This window comes from Corynebacterium sp. CCUG 69979, from assembly GCF_024454095.1.
Taxonomy (GTDB): domain Bacteria; phylum Actinomycetota; class Actinomycetes; order Mycobacteriales; family Mycobacteriaceae; genus Corynebacterium; species Corynebacterium genitalium.
This window is the reverse complement of record NZ_JAGPZA010000012.1, coordinates 1-19,161: the sequence shown is the minus strand read 5'-3', so window position 1 is coordinate 19,161 and position 19,161 is coordinate 1. Positions and strand designations below refer to the sequence as shown.

Annotated in this window: 22 protein-coding genes and 1 pseudogene; 6 read left to right on the top strand and 17 right to left on the bottom strand. The window is 62.9% G+C overall.

What is annotated here, in order from left to right; genetic code table 11:
• Nucleotides 1–68: 68 nt before the first annotated feature.
• From KBX18_RS07890 to KBX18_RS07880, 3 genes are all read left to right on the top strand, one after another.
• Complete coding sequence (locus KBX18_RS07890) at nucleotides 69–623, top strand: type II toxin-antitoxin system PemK/MazF family toxin (RefSeq protein ID WP_005289238.1); 555 nt, start codon at nucleotides 69–71, stop codon at nucleotides 621–623.
• Between the two features lie 166 nt (nucleotides 624–789).
• The gene (gene rpsT, locus KBX18_RS07885) at nucleotides 790–1,053 is read left to right on the top strand and encodes a 30S ribosomal protein S20 (protein ID WP_005289234.1); all 264 of its coding nucleotides are present in this window, start codon (nucleotides 790–792) and stop codon (nucleotides 1,051–1,053) included.
• 123 nt (nucleotides 1,054–1,176) lie between these two features.
• Nucleotides 1,177–2,115, top strand: a complete 939-nt coding sequence (locus KBX18_RS07880) for a PHB depolymerase family esterase (RefSeq protein WP_255995541.1) — start codon at nucleotides 1,177–1,179, stop codon at nucleotides 2,113–2,115.
• Here KBX18_RS07880 and KBX18_RS07875 read toward each other — a convergent pair.
• The 16 genes from KBX18_RS07875 to rplU all read right to left on the bottom strand — a co-directional run bounded on the left by KBX18_RS07875 (nucleotide 2,112) and on the right by rplU (nucleotide 15,923).
• Nucleotides 2,112–2,750, bottom strand: a complete 639-nt coding sequence (locus tag KBX18_RS07875; protein ID WP_255995540.1) for a LysE family translocator — start codon at nucleotides 2,748–2,750, stop codon at nucleotides 2,112–2,114. The two genes, KBX18_RS07880 and KBX18_RS07875, sit on opposite strands and share 4 nt — an antisense overlap.
• Complete coding sequence (locus KBX18_RS07870; RefSeq protein ID WP_050748870.1) at nucleotides 2,747–3,079, bottom strand: ankyrin repeat domain-containing protein; 333 nt, start codon at nucleotides 3,077–3,079, stop codon at nucleotides 2,747–2,749. Before KBX18_RS07870 ends, KBX18_RS07875 begins: the two co-directional genes overlap by 4 nt.
• 83 nt (nucleotides 3,080–3,162) lie before the next feature.
• The gene (holA, locus tag KBX18_RS07865) at nucleotides 3,163–4,119 is read right to left on the bottom strand and encodes a DNA polymerase III subunit delta (RefSeq protein ID WP_005289224.1); all 957 of its coding nucleotides are present in this window, start codon (nucleotides 4,117–4,119) and stop codon (nucleotides 3,163–3,165) included.
• Entirely contained in the window at nucleotides 4,116–5,723 is a 1,608-nt protein-coding gene (locus KBX18_RS07860) for a ComEC/Rec2 family competence protein (RefSeq protein WP_255995539.1), read from the bottom strand. The genes holA and KBX18_RS07860 overlap by 4 nt, the downstream gene beginning before the upstream one ends.
• A gap of 29 nt (nucleotides 5,724–5,752) precedes the next feature.
• Entirely contained in the window at nucleotides 5,753–6,445 is a 693-nt protein-coding gene (locus tag KBX18_RS07855) for a ComEA family DNA-binding protein (protein WP_005289218.1), read from the bottom strand.
• A gap of 139 nt (nucleotides 6,446–6,584) precedes the next feature.
• Entirely contained in the window at nucleotides 6,585–7,388 is an 804-nt protein-coding gene (locus tag KBX18_RS07850; protein WP_255995538.1) for a DegV family protein, read from the bottom strand.
• Nucleotides 7,388–8,071: a histidine phosphatase family protein gene (locus tag KBX18_RS07845; protein ID WP_005289212.1), complete on the bottom strand. Its 684-nt coding sequence runs from the start codon at nucleotides 8,069–8,071 to the stop codon at nucleotides 7,388–7,390. Before KBX18_RS07845 ends, KBX18_RS07850 begins: the two co-directional genes overlap by 1 nt.
• Before the next feature lie 10 nt (nucleotides 8,072–8,081).
• On the bottom strand, nucleotides 8,082–8,549 hold the full coding sequence (rsfS, locus tag KBX18_RS07840) for a ribosome silencing factor (RefSeq protein WP_005289207.1): 468 nt from the start codon (nucleotides 8,547–8,549) through the stop codon (nucleotides 8,082–8,084).
• Nucleotides 8,550–8,607: 58 nt separating this feature from the next.
• Nucleotides 8,608–9,300, bottom strand: a complete 693-nt coding sequence (gene nadD / locus KBX18_RS07835; protein WP_255995536.1) for a nicotinate-nucleotide adenylyltransferase — start codon at nucleotides 9,298–9,300, stop codon at nucleotides 8,608–8,610.
• A gap of 30 nt (nucleotides 9,301–9,330) precedes the next feature.
• Nucleotides 9,331–9,843 (bottom strand): hypothetical protein, encoded by a 513-nt coding sequence (locus KBX18_RS07830; RefSeq protein ID WP_255995535.1) that lies wholly within the window; start codon nucleotides 9,841–9,843, stop codon nucleotides 9,331–9,333.
• A gap of 210 nt (nucleotides 9,844–10,053) precedes the next feature.
• Entirely contained in the window at nucleotides 10,054–11,337 is a 1,284-nt protein-coding gene (locus KBX18_RS07825; RefSeq protein ID WP_255995534.1) for a glutamate-5-semialdehyde dehydrogenase, read from the bottom strand.
• A gap of 17 nt (nucleotides 11,338–11,354) precedes the next feature.
• Nucleotides 11,355–12,269 carry a D-isomer specific 2-hydroxyacid dehydrogenase family protein gene (locus tag KBX18_RS07820; protein WP_255995532.1) on the bottom strand — a complete coding sequence of 305 codons (915 nt, stop codon included), beginning with the start codon at nucleotides 12,267–12,269 and terminating at the stop codon, nucleotides 11,355–11,357.
• Between the two features lie 243 nt (nucleotides 12,270–12,512).
• Nucleotides 12,513–13,625: a glutamate 5-kinase gene (gene proB / locus KBX18_RS07815; RefSeq protein ID WP_255995531.1), complete on the bottom strand. Its 1,113-nt coding sequence runs from the start codon at nucleotides 13,623–13,625 to the stop codon at nucleotides 12,513–12,515.
• Nucleotides 13,626–15,146, bottom strand: a complete 1,521-nt coding sequence (gene obgE, locus KBX18_RS07810) for a GTPase ObgE (RefSeq protein ID WP_255995530.1) — start codon at nucleotides 15,144–15,146, stop codon at nucleotides 13,626–13,628. It lies immediately after the preceding gene.
• Nucleotides 15,147–15,254: 108 nt separating this feature from the next.
• The gene (rpmA, locus tag KBX18_RS07805; RefSeq protein WP_255995529.1) at nucleotides 15,255–15,605 is read right to left on the bottom strand and encodes a 50S ribosomal protein L27; all 351 of its coding nucleotides are present in this window, start codon (nucleotides 15,603–15,605) and stop codon (nucleotides 15,255–15,257) included.
• Between the two features lie 12 nt (nucleotides 15,606–15,617).
• Entirely contained in the window at nucleotides 15,618–15,923 is a 306-nt protein-coding gene (gene rplU / locus KBX18_RS07800) for a 50S ribosomal protein L21 (RefSeq protein ID WP_255995528.1), read from the bottom strand.
• A 280-nt stretch (nucleotides 15,924–16,203) separates the two neighbouring features.
• Here rplU and KBX18_RS07795 point away from each other — a divergent pair, with 280 nt between their 5' ends.
• Nucleotides 16,204–16,641, top strand: coding sequence for a hypothetical protein (locus KBX18_RS07795; protein WP_255995526.1), 438 nt, complete (start codon nucleotides 16,204–16,206; stop codon nucleotides 16,639–16,641).
• A 9-nt stretch (nucleotides 16,642–16,650) separates the two neighbouring features.
• Nucleotides 16,651–17,190 carry a sigma-70 family RNA polymerase sigma factor gene (locus KBX18_RS07790; RefSeq protein ID WP_255995525.1) on the top strand — a complete coding sequence of 180 codons (540 nt, stop codon included), beginning with the start codon at nucleotides 16,651–16,653 and terminating at the stop codon, nucleotides 17,188–17,190.
• Between the two features lie 51 nt (nucleotides 17,191–17,241).
• On the opposite strand, the gene KBX18_RS07785 is transcribed toward KBX18_RS07790, so the two are convergent.
• Nucleotides 17,242–18,816, bottom strand: coding sequence for an Hsp70 family protein (locus KBX18_RS07785; protein ID WP_255995524.1), 1,575 nt, complete (start codon nucleotides 18,814–18,816; stop codon nucleotides 17,242–17,244).
• On the opposite strand from KBX18_RS07785, the pseudogene KBX18_RS07780 reads away from it, so the two are divergent.
• Nucleotides 18,815–19,161, top strand: a pseudogene (locus KBX18_RS07780) (transposase); the annotation flags it as partial. The gene KBX18_RS07785 and the pseudogene KBX18_RS07780 overlap by 2 nt on opposite strands.

Genomic DNA, 19,161 nt, shown 5'->3' with positions numbered 1-19,161 from the left:
CGGACACCATGATTCACCGACGCATAAATGCTTGTTCCGGAATCTGTCGGGCATTAGGCTAGGTGGCTATGAAGTTGTGGCGCCGCGAATCGGCAGATTCCGCGGACGAACGCGGCCTTCTCCGGTGGGTGAAAAACCGGGACAAACGGGATAAAGAGGCCTCGCCGCTGGATCAAGGTCTGGACTTGATCAATGAGCGCCTCGGGTACACCGAGGCGAACCAGCACCGCCGCGCAGCCCGCACCCGTGTCGTGCCCACCGGCGACATTGCCCGCAGCATTTTCTACGCTCCCGACATGGACGGCCAAGCCGAGCCCGGGGAGGTCGTGTGGTTCAACGTGCCCACCACCCCACCGAAGGAGCGCTCCATGCTCGTTGTCGGCCGCGACCGCCACGACGTGCTGGGCCTGCTCATCTCCGCCGACGAGAACCACGCTGACGAAAAAGACTGGATGCCCATCGGTTCCGGCGAGTGGAAACCCTCCGGCGAGCCGTGCTGGGTGCGCATGGATAAGACGCTGTCCATTCCGGAAACAGACCTGCGCCGTCGCGGTGCCCTATTCCCGGCGCGGCGCTTCGAGCGCGTGGCTGAGCACTTGCGCAAGCGCTTCGACTGGGCATAGCTCGTCTTCACCGTTTTGGGTGCGCGGGGGTCGCACTGCTAGGGTGTTCACGTTGTTTGCACCGTTTGCCGTTTCACGTCGGCATGGACCGCGGGCAGGACCTTGGGTTCGCGTGAGGTGCGTACAGAATCGCACAAGATCATCACAAAGCTAAGAGGTATTTTTCATGGCTAACATCAAGCAGCAGAAGAAGCGCGTTCTCACCAACGAGAAGCGCCGCCAGCGCAACAAGGCAGTCCGTTCCGCAGTGCGCACCGAGATCCGCAAGTTCAACGAGACTGTTGAGGCCGGCGACAAGGCAGGCGCTGAAGAGCAGCTGCGTGTTGCTTCCCGCAAGCTGGACAAGGCAGTGTCCAAGGGTGTCTTCCACCGCAACAACGCTGCCAACAAGAAGTCCAACATGGCCCGCGCCCTGAACAAGCTCGGTTAAGCTCCGGCTGCGTTCACCGCTTACCCGCCCTCCGCAACTGCGGTGGGCGGGTTTTTGCTGAAAGTTTGATGAATTCGCGGGGGTTAAAGTGACAGCCCGGGGGCCCCGTCGTATGATCCCCTCATGAATTTTAAACGACGGGGTGCAGCAGCACTCATGGCGGCTGCACTCAGCGTCGCAGCAGGGGTGCCCGCAGCGGGTGCGCAAAGCTCTTCGGACATCCCTAACCTGTCCTCCCAGACGAACCTGAACCAGCTGACGCAGATGTCTTCTGACCTGTTGGATTTCCTGCCCAAGGCGGGTGCCGGGGCCGGCTCGCAGACGATCAAGCGCACCGTCCAGGTGGGGGGAATGCAGCGCCACTACACCGTGGTCGTTCCCCAGGGATACAACCCGGGCCAGGCTTACCCCGTCATCATCGGTTTCGGCGGATGGCAGCACAGCGCCGACCAGGCCCGCGGCTATGAGAAGTTCGAGTCTGCGGCCGGCAGCCGCGCCATCATCGTCTACGCCCAGGGCGTCAACAACGCCTGGGGCGGTGCACCGTACGCCAACACCTCGGTGAACACTGACGTCACTTACACCCGCGCGGTGGTCAACGACCTGGCGCGCACCCACAACGTCGACCGTAGCCGTGTTTACGCGGCGGGCTTGTCTAATGGCGGCGGCATGGCGCTCGCTCTGGCGTGCCATGCCCCTGACCTGGTCGACGGCGTGGCCGGTGTCTCCGGCGCGTACTACAACCCGACGGTGACCAACTGCGCCTCAGGCCGTGTGAAAACACTCATCATGCACGCCGACAATGACGACATAGTCTCCTACAACGGCGGAAACCGCCACGGCGGGCAGTACCGCGACGTGCGCAGTGTCTTCTGGGACTTCGGCGGGAAGAACGGCTGCAACATGAACAGCGTGAACAACCGCCGGGTTGGCAACACCACTGTCTTCGACCCGCAGGGGTGCAAGGCGAAGACCCAGGTGCAGAAGGTCAGCGGCGGCGGCCACACCTGGTTCACCAACCCGAGCGCCACCCGCGAGACGGTGAACTTCTTTCTGGGCTAACCCGTTACCCCACGGATGACTAATCCGGAGCCGGCCGCGATGAAGAACGCGCCGGCTCCGATGTCTATGGAGGGACCAGCACCGAGCAACTTACGGCGCACTCGTTTGGTGGACACCACGACGCTGATGAGCAGGAAGATCAGCAGTGCGGGCAGCCATAGTGCCACGATCACCAGCAGCGCCGTGCCAAGCGACGGACTCGGCGGCAGAAGCGGGGCAATGAGTGCTGCGAGAAACAGAACGATTTTCGGGTTGGACAAGTTCGTGGCCAGCCCTGTGAAGAATGCCGCGCGAACTGATCCGAGACGATCTACTGCGTCCTGAAGATCTGCAGGCGGCTGGCCGCGGTCACGCATGCCCTGCCGCACCATCGCCACCCCCATGAACACAATCCAGGCTCCGCCGATAACCTGCAGCAGCACCAGCACGCGCGGAAACGCCGTCAACACCGCCGCCGCGCCAAGCACAGTGAGAGTGATCCACATCAACGCGCCCAGCGAGATACCGAGCGATGCCGCCGCGGCGTGCTTGCACGACCGAGTGGCCAGCCGCGTGATCAGGACGACATCCGGCCCCGGGGTGATCACCCCGGCGAGATTGAGCAGGAAGAGGACCGCGAAGTCGGCGGGATTCACCCGCCCATCAACTCCACCAAGTCGTCGCGGCCGAACATCCGAGCAGTGTCGATGGCGGAGGGGGCGCCAGCGTGCGGGTCAGCTCCAGCGTCGATAAGCACCTGCACGATCGCGTCCTCCTTCTTGAACACAACGCCTGCGAGCGGAGACTGCCCACGCGCATTTTGCTTATCGACGTCCGCCCCGCACGCAATCAACCCGCGCACCACCTCCAGCTGGCCCGCGTAGGCGGCGAGCATGAGCAAACTATTGCCATCCTGGTTGCTCAAATCCGGGTCAACGCCCTGGTTAACGTAGTCCAGCAGTGTCATGTCGCCGGTACGCGCCATGTTGAACAGGCGGGTGGCGAACTCTTGAACATCGTCTGGGATCTGCTGGTTGTCGGTCACGGTCCGCAGAATAGCACGCACCGTTAGGCGGCGAGCTGGGCGATGCGGCGCACTGCGTCCTCGATGGCGAAGTCCGGGTCACCACCCTGGCCTTTGACCTCCGCGTCGAGTTCCGCGACGATGATGACCGCCCGGCTCACCGCGTCCCCCGACCAGCCGCGGGCAATCTGCATTGTCTTCTTGGCCACATACGGGTTCATGCCGATGGTGCGCGCGACCTGGTCCGGGTTGCCGCGAGTCTGGTAGAGCTTGGCGATGTCGCCCACCTTGTGCGCCAACGCTGCCGCGATCGCTACCGGGCTTATGCCCAATTGCAGCGCGCGCCGAGTGCTCGCCAGTGCGCGGTCTGTGCGCCCGGCAACGGCTTGGTCGGCGATATCGAAGCCGGACACCTCGGCCACGCCGGTGTAGTAGGCCCGCACGTCGGCGACTGTGATCTCACTGTTGGTGCCGCTCGCGTCTTTGGTGTCGGCCACCAACTGCGCGATCGCAGAGGCGAGCTCACGTAGATCCGAGCCGACCGATTCGAGCAGCGCCCCGACGACGTCGGGGGTGGGGCGGATGCCGTGGCTGCGGAATTCGTTCATCACCCAGCCCTGGCGGTCGCGCTGATTCAGCGGGTCCGCGGCATGGACTTCCGCCACCTTGCGGAACTTCTGCACGTAGGACTTATTGCGACCCTTTCCGCTGTGCACGATGATCAACGTCATGCCCGGTGCGGGATCCACGGCCGCTTGGAGCAGCAGCTCGGTGGGCTCTTTGCCGGCGAGGTCGGTGTCTTTGATGACTACGACGCGCTCTTCGGCAAACAACGAGGGGCTGGTCGCCTGCAGCAACTCACCCTCGGTGACGTCCCCGGCGCGCAGAGTGGTCACCTCGGCGGCTGGGCTGACCTGGGCGATGATGTTCTGCGTCGCGCGCTCAGCGAGGAAGTCATCCTCGCCGACGACGAAGTGGACCGGGTGGAGCATGACCGTCATTGTATGCCCTCCCGTCCTGTGTATATGACCGGAATGCCGCTGCGGGTGAACACCGGCCGTGACTGTTGGCCAGCTTCCCGATCAAGCACGACCACCAATGTCGTGCCGGGTGGAACCGGCTCCACGTCCTCTTCTGTGTTCACGACATGTGCCTGTTCTGCGTCAACATCCCCTGGATCGTGCCACCCCGGGGAGTTCGTGGTTCCTCCGGCCACTGCGATGGTGAGAACTACCGCCCCGCACGCCACGGTCAGTCTCGGCCGCCTGGCCCAAAAGCCCGCGATGATCCATCCGTAACACACAACCACCACCAGTGGCGCGGCGCTGACAGTCGCCCCCGGTAGCCCCGCACCGATCTCAGACACGGTGCGGATCCACCCCGCCATAGGCGCTACGACCCACAGCACCGGTGCCGCGAGGGCAGAATGAATCTGCGCAAGGATCGCTGCCGCCATGCCCAGCACCGTCACCGCCCCCGTAACGGGGCTGACCACAACGTTGGCTATCACAGACACCACAGAGACCCGCCCCACCATCCCCGCGATGATTGGGGCGGTAGCCAGATCGGCTGCCAACGCTACCGATAGTGCCCGGTTGAGAATGTCCGGCCATCCAAGGGGTGCGAGCATCCGGTAGAACAGCGGTGACACCGCGACGATGCCGGCTGTCGCCGCCACCGATAACGCGAAGGCGAAGTCCACGGCGAGATCCGAGTCGACCAATACCAGGCCGATGACGGACAGGCACAGTGCGTGGATGGGCTCGGCCCGGGTTGAACTAATGACCGCCACAAACCCGACCAGGCCCGACACGGACGCCCGCAGCACGCTCGGTTCCGGTCCGACCAGTCCCGCGTAGACGAGCAGCGCACACCCAGCAGCGACGAGCTGCACGCGCAAACCCGCCCGCATCATCCGTGCCGCCAATAAAGCCGATGTAGCGACGTACATGCAGTTCGCTCCGCTCACCGCGCTCAAGTGGCTCAAGCCCGTGTCGACATACGCTTGCTGCTCTGTGGCGGATTGCAGTGAGACATCTCCGAGAACCATGCCGGGGATGAGGCCTTGGGCATGCTCGCCTACAGCGTTCTCGACAGCGACCGCGAACTTTTCCCGCACGTCCCCCGCCCAGGCGGCGAACCCCGTTGGTGGCCCGAGCACGGCCACGTCCCCGTTGATGACAACCGTCCCCACCCCGGGTCGGCTGCTCTCCCCCACCTGGCCCGACACCTCCACAAGGGATCCAGCAGCAGCGCCATCCGGTACCGTCTCCGTGAACACCGGAATCGCCGCGGGATACCCGTTCACGGACAGCTTCACCAGCCAGCCTCCGCCGGTCACTTCCCGTGGTGTGCCGCTGATGGTCCCGACGACAGTGTGCCCGATCTCATACGCCTGCGCTGCGACAATCCGCGCCCATGTCACCGCCAGCGCGCAGGCGCCTAACCCAGCAGTGAGCATGGCATGCCCCGGTTGTCGAAGCGCGAGAGCTGCCAGTGCGATGGCAACCACGAGAAGCGCTCCAGGCTGGATCCCGAACATAATGGCCACGAGAGTCACGCCCCACACGGTCGCGGCGGCGGGCACAAGACGCAGCTCGGACATTCTCCCCTCCCCCTCTTGCCCGGTTCTCGTTAGAGGGTCACTAGGTCCTTGACCGCGTCGAACTTCGCCGGGCCGATGCCCTTGACATCCATCAACTGCTCCACAGCCGTGAAAGGCCCGTTGGCTTCCCTATGAGCGACGATCGCCGCGGCAGTAGCTTCACCAACCCCGGGCAACTCAGTCAGTTCACCGGCAGAAGCGGAATTCAATGAGATCCCACCGCCTGAATCACTCCCGCTTCCGGCTCCCCCGGGGCCTCCCGCTGGGTCGCCTGCAGGCGGGAGCGGTGGGGATTCCCCGTGGGCAAGGACGTGGATTTGTTGACCGTCGACAAGCAACTGGGCCAGGTTGAGCGTCATCGTGTCCGCCTCGGGGAGCGGGGATGCCTGCTCCAGTGCATCTGCCACGCGTGCGCCGTTGTCGAGCGTGACCAACCCTGGATTCGCCACAGCCCCCACCACCGACACGACGATGGTTTCGGGACTAGCCCCCTCTTCGGTTTCGGACGCTGACCACTGCGGTTCCAAGGATTCTGCTGACGATGGCCCGTCGCGCAGCAAGAACCAGCCGATGACAAGGGCGGCCACGACAGCCACCGCTACCCCGGCCTGCCGGGGCGTGACGGTCAGGCGCGCTTCGGGGTACTCGACGCGCATGACGTCTTCTTCCCCCGTCGGCCGTGTTAGTTCTTTGAGGCGTTCAGCTGCCTTCGTCGTGGTCATGCCGCTCAAGGTATGCGCGTGTCAGTGCTACGTGAAGCCCCCATCGCTTTTCCTGTGGATAACCGTGATGACACGTCACCGAACCGCTGACGTTATCCACAAAGCCCAAGAACTCCACAGCTCTGAGGGCCCCTGAGCGCTAATCGACGGCAGGTGTGGCAAACAGGACCGTCAACCCGATCGCACCCTCACCTGTGTGCGCGGTGATCACATCGGTCATCGGGTACACCCCTACCGTGGAGCCTTCCGGAAGAGCCTCCTCGAGCGCATCGCGCAGCGCGTCGGCCGCCTCCTTGTCACCGCTGTACTGGACTGCAGCCCAGACAGCCATGTCGTCAGCGCGCTGCGCCACATGACCGACGAGTTTGCTGAACGCCTTCGACTGCGTGCGCGTCTTCATAGCCAGCTCCAGCTTGCCGTCGTTCAGCCGCAGAATCGGCTTCGTGGCCAGCAGTGCCGCAGACAGGACAGCTGTGGTGGCGGAAATGCGGCCGGAACGACGGATCTCGTCGAGCTGCGGCAGGTAAAGCCACGTCTCGGTCAAGGCGAGAGTCCCTTCGGCGGCGGCCACGCATCCGTCAAGGTCCGCGCCCGCACGGGCAAAGGCCGCGGCGATGACAGCGGCCGTCCCCACGCCCATGCCGGCCGAATTAGTGTCCACCACGCGTACGAGGTCGCCGAAGACAGCTGAGGCACTCACCGCCGCCGACCATGTCGAGGACAGACGCTTCGACAAATGCAACGCGACAATCCCGTCGTCCCCGCCACGTTCCAGCTGGCGGGCATACGCGGCAGCGAGCTCCAGGGAACTCAGCCCGGACGTGGTGTCTTCCTTGTCCTCATCGTCATTCATGACGTGCAGGTCAAGAACCGTAATATCCAGCTCGTCTGCCATGTCCTGCGGGATACCAGACGCGCTGTCAGTGACCACCCGGATAGCCATTAGCGCGCCAACCCTTGATTCCAGGCCTCCAGGTACCACTGCACGTCATCAGGGTTGACGGGAGAAACGAATCCGTCGGCAGTCTCGGCGCCCTCGAAGCGGGGCCGGGCCATCAACTGGGAGGTGTTGGTGTTGTTCAACCCTTTGAGCAGGGGGTACTGGGGGACGTCGAGGCCGAGCAGGTTCGACGTCAGCGCCGAGATCGTGCCGCCGTGGGCAACAAAAAGAACTGTGTTGCCGTCCCAGTCCTGGAAGGTGTTCATCAGATCGTCGATAAGCGGGCGCGCACGCGCCGCAACGTCGAGACGCGACTCGCCGCCCGGCGGAGCCCAGCCTGGATTGTGGCGCCATGACGCGCGGGCACCTGCGAACTCCGCGTCGACGTCGTGATGCGTCATCCCCTGCCACGAACCCAAGTGCGTCTCACGCAGGCGCGGATCCAGCTCCACGTCAATGCCGAGCTGCTCCGCGATGATCTCCGCGGTGTCGCGGGCGCGAATCAGATCAGACGAGACGATTTTGACCACCGGGTGCTCATGGTCTTTGACCCACGCCGCGGCCGCACGCGCCTGCTCAACGCCGTTCTCCGACAGCGGCGTGTCCAGCTGCCCCTGCATGCGCCCGCCGGCGTTATACGTGGTCTGGCCGTGGCGCAGCATGATCAGGCGTCGGGTGGGGGTCATGGCGGGGTTCCTACAGATCGTCGCTGGCAGGGCCCTCGCCGGCGAGCGGAAGGTCCTCGATGGATTCGAGGTTACGCACCCCCGCGTCGTCGGTGAACTGGCCGGGGCGCTGCGGCGGCTCGATGCCTTCAACCTCAATGAGCGGGCAGTCTGTGTACAGACGATCCAAACCGTAGAACTCGCGCTCAGCGTCGCGCTGCACGTGCACCACAAACAAACCGTAATCCAGCAGCACCCAGCGGAACTCGCGGTTACCTTCGCGACGCTTTGGTTCGGCACCAGCTTTAGTCAGCGCATCTTCAATCTCATCGACAATCGCGGCGACCTGGCGCTCATTATCACCCGAGACGATCACGAAAACATCGGTGATGGCCAAGACATTGGAGACATCGATGACGGCGATGTCTCGGCCGAGCTTCTCATCAGCCGCCTTTGCGGCGACAACGGCAAGTTCGCGGGCAGTATCGGAAGCAGTCAAACGTTCAGGTCCTTACGTGCGGTGATGGGCAGTGTGTATTCTCCCATGTGGCGGGTGGTCATTTCCACCCGACGTACATGTTGTTCTTTGCGATGTACTGGACAACCCCGTCCGGCACCAAGTACCACACCGGGCGTCCGTCAGCGGCGCGTTCACGGCAGTTGGTCGAGGAAATAGCCATCGCGGGGATCTCGATGAGATGCGTGCGCTCCTGGTGCACCTCCGGCAGCATGTCCTCCGCCAACTCGTATCCGGGGCGGGTGACGCCGACGAACTCAGCGAGGTCGAACATTTGCTCCCAGTCACGCCACGACATGATGGAGGCTAACGCGTCAGCCCCCGTGATGAAGAACAAGTCATCCCCCGGGTAGAGCTGGGCCATATCGCGCAGCGTATCGACGGTGTATGTCGGCCCCGGCCGATCCACATCCACACGGGAGACGTGGAAGCGGGGGTTCGACGCAGTCGCAATGACCGTCATCAAGTATCGGTCCTCCGCGTCGGAGACATTCCTGTCAGCCTTCTGCCACGGCTCACCCGTGGGCACGAACACCACTTCTTCTAAGTCGAAGATGTCGGCGACTTCGCTAGCCGCCACGAGGTGGCCGTTATGGATCGGATCGAAGGTCCCGCCCATGATGCCAATCCGGCGTGGGCCAGAAACACCACTCCCACCACCCGAGCCAGAGTTGCTTGCCTCTGGGCTGCCGGGATGGTGGGAGTTCTCGGTGGGAAAGGCTTCTGAATTCATTGAGGCCAATCTAACCAGAATCTGCGCAGGTTAAAGCTTCCGGTAGGGTTCTAAGGTGCCGTCCGGCATATCGTACATCTTGAACGAGGCAGTGGGGAACATCGCTTTGAATACTGCCATCATGCCGCCGAAGACAAGCAACATTGAGGCCACAGCCGAAACCACAATCGGTGCCGGATCCGGCGCTGGAGTCACTGTTGTGGTCGGCGCGGGACTCGGCAGAGGTGCATTGCCGTCGGGCTTAACGGGCGTTGTCTGTTCTGGGGGGAGCTCAGCCGGGACGTACTTGTCGTCAACGAGTGCAACTACTTTCGCACCCCCATCAATAAGCAGAATCGGCGGAGGACCCTTTTCCGGATCCAGCTGAGAAGCCTTAGTCGGAGATGACGGGGACGAGCTCGTGGCCGTCTGAGCGGCGTTAGACGGGGCTGAGGAGGTGTCCTTCGGCTTCTCCGCAGCCTCCTCGGCGTGCGCAACCGTGATCAAAGACACGCTCGTTGCTAACGCAACTGTCGCCACAGCGAGCTTACGTGCAGGTCGCATGCTATTTTCCTTCTACTCAGGGGGGGGTGATTAGGGATAACCAAGTGCGGTAAACCTACCGATATCTTACTCGATCAACCCAAGATCCGAAACGGCCTGAAATTAAATTGCCCCATTGGGACGGGCTGATGCAGTAACGGCCGTGGTTACCGCCCCCTGCGGCCTTGCGAAGCACGTCGCGCCGTTACCCCCGCGGGGGCAAAGCTCCAGTCAGGGTCGCGTGTGCCCGGCCCCCTCGAGGATCCACTTTGTGCTGGTCAGCTCTGGTAACGCCATCGGCCCGCGGGCGTGCAGCTTCTGGGTGGAGATTCCAATTTCTGCCCCCATTCCGTATTGCTCCCCGTCAGTGAACGCGGTGGACGCGTTGAGCATGACGGCCGCTGCATCCACCTCCGCAGCGAACTTCTGCAAAGTAATCGCATTCAGAGACGCGATGGCTTCGGTGTGCATCGTCGAAAAGCGCGCGATGTGCTCGATCGCGCCGCCGACACCGTCGACAATCTGCACGGCAATATCCATGGAGAGATACTCCTCGGCCCAGTCCACGTCCGTCGCCGGAGCAATGTCGCGCGCACCAAGCGCCGAGAGCTTATCGACGTCTCCGTGCACCCTCACCCCAGCCTCCTGCAGCGCAGTAATGATGCGGAGTTGGTCGGTAGCGGGCAAGGCAGCGTCGATAAGCGCCGTCTCTGTGGCATTGCACACCGAAACACGCCGCGTCTTGCCGTTGAGCAGCATCTCGATGGCGGAATCCAGATCCGCGTCGCGGTCGATGTAGAAGTGGCAGTTGCCGGTACCCGTCTCGATGGCAGGAACGGTCGCATTCGTCACCACAGCTTCGATCAGGCGAGCGCCGCCGCGGGGAATGACCACGTCGACCAGTCCGCGAGCGGTGATGAGGTCCTGAACCGAATCGTGCGTATCGCACGGCAAAAGCTGAACGATCTCACGCGGCAAGCCGCGGGATGCCGCGACGTCCTGGAGGATGCCGACCAGTGCGGCGTTAGACTGGCGCGCCGACTTCGACCCGCGCAGCAGCGCCACATTCCCGGATTTCAGCGCCAAGCCGAAGGCATCGACAGTGACGTTGGGACGCGCCTCATACACCACGCCCATCACACCGAGCGGCACGCGGACCTGCTTCATCGTGATGCCATTGGGCATGATGCCGCCGCGCAGCACCTCCCCCACCGGATCCTTCAAACCTGCGACCTGGCGCAGACCGCCGGCGATGCCTTCAATGCGTTCCGCGCTCAGGGCCAGCCGGTCGATGAGTGCCTCATCCAAGCCCGCCTCGCGGCCAGCTTCGATGTCGCGCTGGTTCGCCGCGAGAATGTCGTCGGTGCGCGCAATCAACTCGTCGGCCGCGGCGTGGAGCAGCGCGTCCTTCTCCGGCGTTGGCAACGTGGCCAGCCTGGGTGCGACGGCCTTCGCGGCGCGGGCTTTCGCGAGGACATCGTCGCGCTCGGCGGCGCGCTCAGGCGTAATAGTCATGCTGACCAAGACTAGCGCTAGTACCCAGCCTCCACGTCGACTTCGGTCGGCATCTCGTCACCGCGTTCGAGCGCTTCCCAGTTGGACAATGTCAACCCACCGATGCGCTCCTTGCCCACGCGCGGAATATTCGCCACATGTGGCGTGATCAGGCAGTTGTCCAGCTCCCACAGCGGGTGATCGGCCGGCAGCGGTTCCGGGTCAGTGACATCCAGCGCGGCGCCGCCGATCGTGCCGTTTTTCAGCGCGTCTACAAGGGCATCTGTGACAATGAGCGGCCCGCGGCCCACGTTCACCAGCACAGCGGTGTCCTTCATCTGCGCCAACACGTCAGCGTCCACCATGCCGCGGGTGTCCTTCGTCAGTGGGGCGAGCAGAACCACCACGTCAGCGCGGCCCCACACGTCGCCAGCATCGGCCATGGCGATAGTCTCGTCGGCGCCGTCAACAGGACGGCCGGAGCGGTTCACTGCAACCACATGCGGGCGGAATGGACAGAGGAATTCAATGAGTTTCTTACCGATTCCACCGGCACCAATGACCGCCACTGTCATGTCCTCGATAAGGTAGCGCGTCTCGTAGGCGATGTCGCGAGTGGTCGACCCGTCGGGTTTCACGCGCGGGAACTGGTGCAAGATGCCCAGGATAAGCGCGAGGGTGGTTTCGGCGACCGTATCGTCATACAGCCCCGCGGCATTGGCCCAGCGCACACCAGAATTGCGCATCACCCCGGCCTCATCGAGGGCATCAACACCCGCCCACGCGAACTGCACGAACTGAACACTCTCTGGCAGCTGCTCCGGGAAACCATCCGCTCCCCCGTGATAGACGAGCACGTCCGGATCGGCATCGATATCGACGTGCTCGTGGCCGGCACCCTCGAGCTCGGCAACGGCACGGGGCCACGGTTTGGGCAGCATAGCGAACTTCATGGTTTCGAGCCTATAAGAGTTTTGAAGTGCGGGAGGCACGGTGGCTCGTGAGCTACTGATAGATGCGGGCGGTCAGGTTACGGGCGCACCTACATTTTGATTATCGCCTTTTGACCCCACCGCTCGAATCTGACCTGCGGAAACGCTGCGCCAGCGCAGCGAAAGGCGATATTAAAAACTAATGCCCCCTTCACCGCCCATTCGTGTATCGGCAGTGGTGATTTACCGTCAGAACGAACCTGCCTACAGACGCGACGCGTAGTTGGACAGATAGTCCGCGTGAACAACAGCCCGGCGCTGGTGCGCAGGCAGCTCGTCAGTGTGCTTGCCCAGCATCGTTTGCAGCTCGGCAGCACCGTAGGCGACTTCACCACGGCCAATTGCCTGTCCGTCGGGCCCGAGAATCTCCACGATGTTCCCGGCGTGGAACTCGCCTTCGACACTGGTGATGCCGACAGCGAGCAACGACGTTCCGCCACGTGTGACAGCTTTGACCGCGCCTTCGTCCAGGCGCAGGATGCCCTCGGCGTCAGCGGCGTAGAGTGCCCAGAACTTCCACGCGGACAGGCGCGAATCGGGCCGGGTGTGGAACACGGTCCCCACCTGGGCATCGCTCAGCGCCTCTTCGATTTTCTCCGCGGAGGTGAGCAGAACCGGAACTCCCCCACGAGTAGCTAAGCGGGCGGCGGACACCTTCGACGCCATGCCGCCGGTGCCGAAGCGTCCGCCGTCACCAGCAACGACCCCGTCTAGGTCTTTGCCGCTGCGGACCTCTTCGATGAAGTTCGCGGCCGGGTCGGCGGGGTTGCGGTCATAGAGGCCGTCGACATCGGAGAGCAGGATGAGCGCGTCGGCAGAAATCAGTGTGGCCACGATCGCGGAGAGGCGGTCGTTATCGCCGAAGCGCATTTCAGACGTCGCCACCGTGTCGTTTTCGTTCACAATCGGCACTGACCCCAGCTGCCGCAGCCGGTCGATGGTGCGCTGCGCGTTGCGGGCGCGTTCGCGCACCCCGGCGTCGGACTGGGTGAGCAGCACCTGGCCGATGGTCCGGCGGTAACGGGCGAACGATTGGCCCCACGACTGCGCCAAGTGGATCTGCCCGGCGGCGGCAGCGGCCTGCTTTGTCGCCAAGTCCTGCGGGCGGGTTTTCAGCCCGAGCGGCGTCATTCCCGCCGCAATTGCGCCCGAAGAGACGACAATAACGTCGCTACCGCGGGCGATGCGGGATTCGATCGCGTCGACGATACGGTCGATCTTGGCCTGGGAGACGGCGGATGAGGTATCGACGAGCGAGCTCGTGCCCAGCTTGACCACTATGCGTTTGGCTGTGGCGATGTCGCGGCGGAGATCCATCTAACCCTGCCAACGCTCACGGTCGGCTTCGCGGCGGTCGAGCAGGTCGTCGCCGAAGTCGTACTCGTCGATAAGTCCGCGGCGAGCCTGGGATGCGCGCTTGCGCTCGGCTGCTGACGCACGTTGCGTGCCACCCAAACGCGCGTCCTGGCCACGGCCTGCGAGCGTCGGATCGCCGCCGATGGACGGCTCCCAATCGAAGGAGATGTCGCCGATAGTTACCGTGTCGCCCTCGTTCGCGCCGAGCGCACGCAGCTGGTCCTCGACACCGGCTTTATTGAGGCGGTCCGACAGATAGCCGACAGCCTCGTCGTTCTCGAAGTCGGTCTGGCGGATCCACCGGTCGACCTTGTCGCCGACAACCATCCACGCGCCCGGGAACTCGGGGTCCGGAATGACCGTGATCTCGTCGCGGTGGTCGACAGCGCGCGGACGGATAACCTGCCGGTCGGTCTGCACTTCGACTTTGGGGCGCGCCGCGCGCGATTGCTTGACCGCGTCCCACAGCGCCCACTTCAGCTCCTCCAAACCTTCATGAGTAGCCGTGGAGATGGTGTAGATCGGCCAGCCGAAGCGCTCTGCAAGGTCGTCATGGAGGAAATCGGCCAGTTCGCGGGCATCCGGAATGTCGATCTTGTTCAGCACGATGATGCGGGGGCGTTCCCGCAAATCCCCCAGGCCCGATTCGAGGCTCTCGGCCTCGATGAGCTCGGCGTAGGAATCCAGTTCCGCCTCGAGCGCCTCGATGTCGGACTGCGGGTCGCGGCCCGGCTCGAGCGTGGCACAGTCGACCACGTGCACTAGGACAGCGGTGCGCTCGATGTGGCGCAGGAAGTCCAGGCCCAGGCCCTTGCCTTGGCTCGCACCGGGGATCAGCCCCGGCACGTCGGCGATAGTGAAGGTGTCGTGTCCAACATCCACCACGCCCAGGTTCGGCTGCAACGTGGTGAACGGGTAGTCGGCGATCTTCGGTTTGGCCGCTGAGAGCGTGGAGATGAGCGAGGACTTGCCTGCAGACGGGAAGCCGACCAGCCCGACATCCGCCATCGACTTCAGCTCGAGCACAAGGTCGTGCGCCTGGCCGGGCTCACCTTTGAGCGCGAACCCAGGCGCTTTGCGCTTGGCCGTCGCTAGAGCAGCGTTGCCCAGACCACCGTAGCCTCCCTCGGCGGCGATGAAACGCATGCCCGGCGCATTCAAGTCAGCCAGGATCTCCCCGTCCGCATCGCGCACGACGGTGCCCACCGGCACCTCGAGCACCAAGTCCTCACCGCGGGCGCCGTTGCGGTTGTCGCCTTCGCCGTTGCCGCCGCGCTTCGCCTTCAAGTGCGGGCGGTACTGGAAGTCCAAGAGGGTGTGCACCTGCGGGGACACCACCAGAATAATGTCGCCGCCGTGCCCGCCATTGCCGCCGTCGGGCCCGCCGAGCGGTTTGAACTTCTCGCGGTGCACGGAAACACAGCCGTGGCCGCCGTCACCGGCCTGCAGGTGCAGGACGGCTTGATCAACGAACTGTGCCATTGTGGTGCTCCTTTCACACGGTGTTTCACACGCGTTTTTGTCGACATTAAGCGAAAAGCGCCGGGGAAACCCAGTTGGGTTCACCGGCGCATGACGCTCAAACCGCGCTTAGGCGGTAGCGGAAGCGGACTTCTCCTCGACGACCTCATCCTCGACGAGGTTAGCGTCGTTCGCAGCCTCGAGGACCTCGGAGGACACGCCCTCACCGTCAGCGGGGACAATGTTGACAATGCGGCGCTTGCGCTTGATCCCGAACTGGACGGAACCTTCGGTCAGAGCGAACAGCGTGTCGTCGCCGCCGCGGCCGACGTTGTCGCCCGGGTGGAACTTGGTGCCGCGCTGGCGGACGAGGATCTCGCCGGCCTTGACCTGCTGGCCGCCGAAGCGCTTGACGCCGAGGCGCTTGGACTCGGAGTCACGACCGTTCGCGGAGCTGGATGCACCCTTCTTGGTTGCCATGTGTGTATCTCCCTACTTGATGCCAGTGATCTTCAGCGTGGTGTTGGGCTGGCGGTGGCCCATGCGACGCTTGTAACCGGTCTTGTTCTTGTACTTGAGAATGTTGATCTTCGGGCCCTTGCCGTGCTCCACAATCTCGGCGGAGACGCTGACCTTGGACAGGTCATCGGCGGTGGATTTAACGTTGGCGCCGTCGACGAGGAGAACCGGGGTGAGCGCCACAGAATCGCCAGCTTCACCCTCGATCTTCTCGACCCGAATGAGGTCGCCTTCGGCAACCTTGTGCTGCTTACCACCGGATTTGACGATAGCGTACATAGCGGGTTACCCCTTTCTTCTACTCGTCCGGCGCCGGCATGCCACGGCACCGAATATCACTTAAGACTCTTTGAGCGTTTCGGGGGTTCTACCAGGCAGCCCTGCCCGCATGCTGTATTACAGCAGGGCGCGCCCCAAAACGGCGACTGTCAAAGACTACACCGCACCCAGGAGAAAAACCAAACAGCCCCGGGAACCTTTCTTGCGTTCGGAGCATTACACTGGCGGAAGACACACGCGGTTTTTCGCGCTCACCTGTTCAAGAAAGGAGGTCCCGACGATGACTGAGTCCACTGAAACCATGAATCTTCCGCCCTTCAGCTCTCTTTTCGCTGAAAGTGCCCCGTCCGAAGATGCGCTTGCGCGCATGCTCGACATCGCGGTTGACCCCGCAACACCCGAACCCGACGGCGATCTCGTTCCCGACTCCGACAGCCTCGTGCCGTACGAGGAGGAGGGCGACATCGACCTGGCGGATTTCGACGAGTCCTCGCTTGACGACGGCGCACAAGCCCCTCCTCCGTCCGACGATGCCGGCGCAGCTGACGATGCCGACGAGATCGACTGGCCGGAGCCCGACCAGCCGGACGAGTTCGCTGACAGCTCGGCTGATTCCGGCGATCTCGGCTCCGATGATCTCGACCAGTTCGGTTCCGATGACTTCGGTTCTGACGACTTGGACGATTTCGGCGCTGACGACCCGTTGGCAGGGCTTTAAGGAGGGCGCGTGGATAGGGACGCAGAAAAGCAGTTGGTCGCTCGCGCGCAGAACGGCGACGAGAAAGCATTCGCTGAACTTGTGCGCGATGCGAACCGACGGATGTGGGCGGTGGCGATGTCGGTGACGGGCAATCAGCACGACGCCGAGGACGCCATGCAGAACGCCATGATTTCCGCGTGGAAGAATATCGAACGGTTCAAACCGGAGGCGAGGTTCTCCACGTGGCTCTACCGCATCACGTCCAACGCTGCGTTGGACATCATGCGCAAAAAGCGCGAGCTTCCCGACGATGAGGCCGGTGCGGAGGAAGCTGATAGCGCCGCCCCCATCCAGCAGCGCGTGACCACCACGATGGTGGTGCGTGAGACCCTTGAGTCGTTGGACCCGGACTTCAAGGAAGTCCTGGTGCTGCGTGAGTACGCGAGCCTGTCGTACGACGAGATCGCCGCGCACCAGGGCATCCCCGTTGCAACAGTGAAAAGCCGCCTCAACCGGGCGCGAAACAAGCTCAAAGAAGCCCTCGTGGCCAGCGGTGCTGGCCCGTAGGGCGTTTCTTTTTAACGGCAAAGCAGCGCGAGCAACCTGCTCGCCGGGTTTTTAGCGGAATCCGAACTTCTTCAACTCGCCTTGTAGGTACTCTTTCGCCTGCTCGTCAGAGTCGCCTTTGCCTGAGAAGTGCGCCACCAGCTGCTTGTCTGGGTAGTGCACAACGGCTTGGGGCGACCTGTACTTCTCGGGTTTGACAATGTAGACATCGGGGCCGCCACCTCTAACATCTTCGACCTCGAACTCATCTTTGCCATCCTTGCGTTTCATGGTTTCGATAGCCTCAGTGGCGTTGTCGTCCATGAGAATTTGCACGTTGTGGACACCATCCGTGTCACCTTCTGCCAACTTCATGGTGCAATAGTGCGAAGTCACTGCGGGATCATCGATCCATTTAATCCAGATATCATTCGCGGGTTCGCCCTCAATGTCGCACTTCCTGACTGCGCCCTTGAATCCTTCAGGCAGGAATGAGTCATCATCGACGAGCTCACCAATCGTGACGTACTTAGAACCAGGTGCAGAAGATGTAGAGCTCGTTGGTGACGAGCTTGTCGGGGACGATGTCGCACCATCTGCCGGTGCAGACTCAGACTCGGTCGCAGCCGGTGCCGTTGAGGATGCCTCGGTCGACCCGTCAGTATCATCCCCACCACGGGTCACTGCCCAGCCACCAATACCCAACAGCGCGACAGCACCCAACGCACCAGCAGCAATCAACGGACCCTTGCCACCCTTGTTGCCACCAGCACCACTCGACGGCACTGACGCAAACCCAGACGCTTGGCTGGGACCCTGCCCGTATGGGCCACCGCCACCGGCGGCACCGGCCCCAGCAAACTGACCCGGCTGACCAGGCATGCCAGCCTGGCTTCGCTGGACCGGCCGTGGCGACTGCGGAAGCTGCGCCGTCTCGTTTTGTCCAATCGGCCGACTCACACCGCCCGGGGCAGGCTGGCCTTGGGGACGCTGCGGGCTTTGCGTAGTTTGCGGGGGTTGGGCTGGGCCGCCAAACGGATTCGCACCCGGAGCAACAGAACGCTGACCCCCACCCTGCGCCGGCTGCGTAAACCCACGCAACGTCGCCACCAACGCACCACGACACACAACCGTCTTCGGATCATCAAGACGCATCACACGCCCAACACGACCCAACTCATCCTGCACAAACGGAATCCGCGACGACCCACCCGTCAAATAAATCGGCGTATCCGCAGACGTCACCCCAGCCTCACCCAACACAGCACGCGTCATCTCAGCCGCACGCTGAATCGGAGCAGAAATCACCCGGTTGAACTCATCACGAGTAATCAACACATCCCGCTCCCCCGACGGCGAAGAAATCGTCACCGTCGCCGACGACGTATCCGACAACATCTCCTTCGCCTCACGAATATTCTCCTGCAACGCATTCATCACCGACGCAGGAGCAGACCGCAACGAATCCGCCAAATCCGGATCATCATGATCAATCTGATCAACAACCCACCGAAACACCAGATTGTCAATCGTACGACCCCCCAAACTGTTATCCCCCTTAGCAGCAACCACCCGGACCTGACCCCTGTTTGGTAGACACCTCTGAGTCCGGCTGTGTTGAGTCGGGGAAAGGTAATCTACCTCCATGCCTAGGAAGGTTTATTCGGATCAGTTCAAGCGCGACGCGGTCGCGATGTACGAGAACGATCCACAGGTGTCGTTGAACGCTGCGGCCGCTGATTTAGGGATCAACCGCTCCACGCTTCGCGTATGGGTTGATAAGTACGGAACTGGCACGAAACCCCAGCTTTCAGCGGGCTTACGTGCTGATAGTGCGAGGCAACTGACCGATGCTGAGAAGCTACGTCAGCTGCAACAGGAAAACGCCCGCCTGAAAGAAGAACGCGATATTTTGCGTAAGGCAGCCAAATATTTCATGGAAGAGACGAACTGGTGATCCGCTTCCGGTTCGTTGATGACCACCGCACCGAT

What these genes read in the sequence shown, in the direction of transcription:
- KBX18_RS07890 (WP_005289238.1), top strand. Translation starts at nt 69, where the DNA reads ATGAAGTTGTGGCGCCGCGAATCGGCAGATTCCGCGGACGAACGCGGC.
- rpsT (WP_005289234.1), top strand. Translation starts at nt 790, where the DNA reads ATGGCTAACATCAAGCAGCAGAAGAAGCGCGTTCTCACCAACGAGAAG.
- KBX18_RS07880 (WP_255995541.1), top strand. Translation starts at nt 1,177, where the DNA reads ATGAATTTTAAACGACGGGGTGCAGCAGCACTCATGGCGGCTGCACTC.
- KBX18_RS07870 (WP_050748870.1), bottom strand. Translation starts at nt 3,079, where the DNA reads ATGGCGCGTACCGGCGACATGACACTGCTGGACTACGTTAACCAGGGC.
- holA (WP_005289224.1), bottom strand. Translation starts at nt 4,119, where the DNA reads ATGACGGTCATGCTCCACCCGGTCCACTTCGTCGTCGGCGAGGATGAC.
- KBX18_RS07860 (WP_255995539.1), bottom strand. Translation starts at nt 5,723, where the DNA reads ATGTCCGAGCTGCGTCTTGTGCCCGCCGCCGCGACCGTGTGGGGCGTG.
- KBX18_RS07855 (WP_005289218.1), bottom strand. Translation starts at nt 6,445, where the DNA reads ATGACCACGACGAAGGCAGCTGAACGCCTCAAAGAACTAACACGGCCG.
- KBX18_RS07850 (WP_255995538.1), bottom strand. Translation starts at nt 7,388, where the DNA reads ATGGCTATCCGGGTGGTCACTGACAGCGCGTCTGGTATCCCGCAGGAC.
- KBX18_RS07845 (WP_005289212.1), bottom strand. Translation starts at nt 8,071, where the DNA reads ATGACCCCCACCCGACGCCTGATCATGCTGCGCCACGGCCAGACCACG.
- nadD (WP_255995536.1), bottom strand. Translation starts at nt 9,300, where the DNA reads ATGAATTCAGAAGCCTTTCCCACCGAGAACTCCCACCATCCCGGCAGC.
- KBX18_RS07830 (WP_255995535.1), bottom strand. Translation starts at nt 9,843, where the DNA reads ATGCGACCTGCACGTAAGCTCGCTGTGGCGACAGTTGCGTTAGCAACG.
- KBX18_RS07825 (WP_255995534.1), bottom strand. Translation starts at nt 11,337, where the DNA reads ATGACTATTACGCCTGAGCGCGCCGCCGAGCGCGACGATGTCCTCGCG.
- KBX18_RS07820 (WP_255995532.1), bottom strand. Translation starts at nt 12,269, where the DNA reads ATGAAGTTCGCTATGCTGCCCAAACCGTGGCCCCGTGCCGTTGCCGAG.
- proB (WP_255995531.1), bottom strand. Translation starts at nt 13,625, where the DNA reads ATGGATCTCCGCCGCGACATCGCCACAGCCAAACGCATAGTGGTCAAG.
- obgE (WP_255995530.1), bottom strand. Translation starts at nt 15,146, where the DNA reads ATGGCACAGTTCGTTGATCAAGCCGTCCTGCACCTGCAGGCCGGTGAC.
- rpmA (WP_255995529.1), bottom strand. Translation starts at nt 15,605, where the DNA reads ATGGCAACCAAGAAGGGTGCATCCAGCTCCGCGAACGGTCGTGACTCC.
- rplU (WP_255995528.1), bottom strand. Translation starts at nt 15,923, where the DNA reads ATGTACGCTATCGTCAAATCCGGTGGTAAGCAGCACAAGGTTGCCGAA.
- KBX18_RS07795 (WP_255995526.1), top strand. Translation starts at nt 16,204, where the DNA reads ATGACTGAGTCCACTGAAACCATGAATCTTCCGCCCTTCAGCTCTCTT.
- KBX18_RS07785 (WP_255995524.1), bottom strand. Translation starts at nt 18,816, where the DNA reads ATGGAGGTAGATTACCTTTCCCCGACTCAACACAGCCGGACTCAGAGG.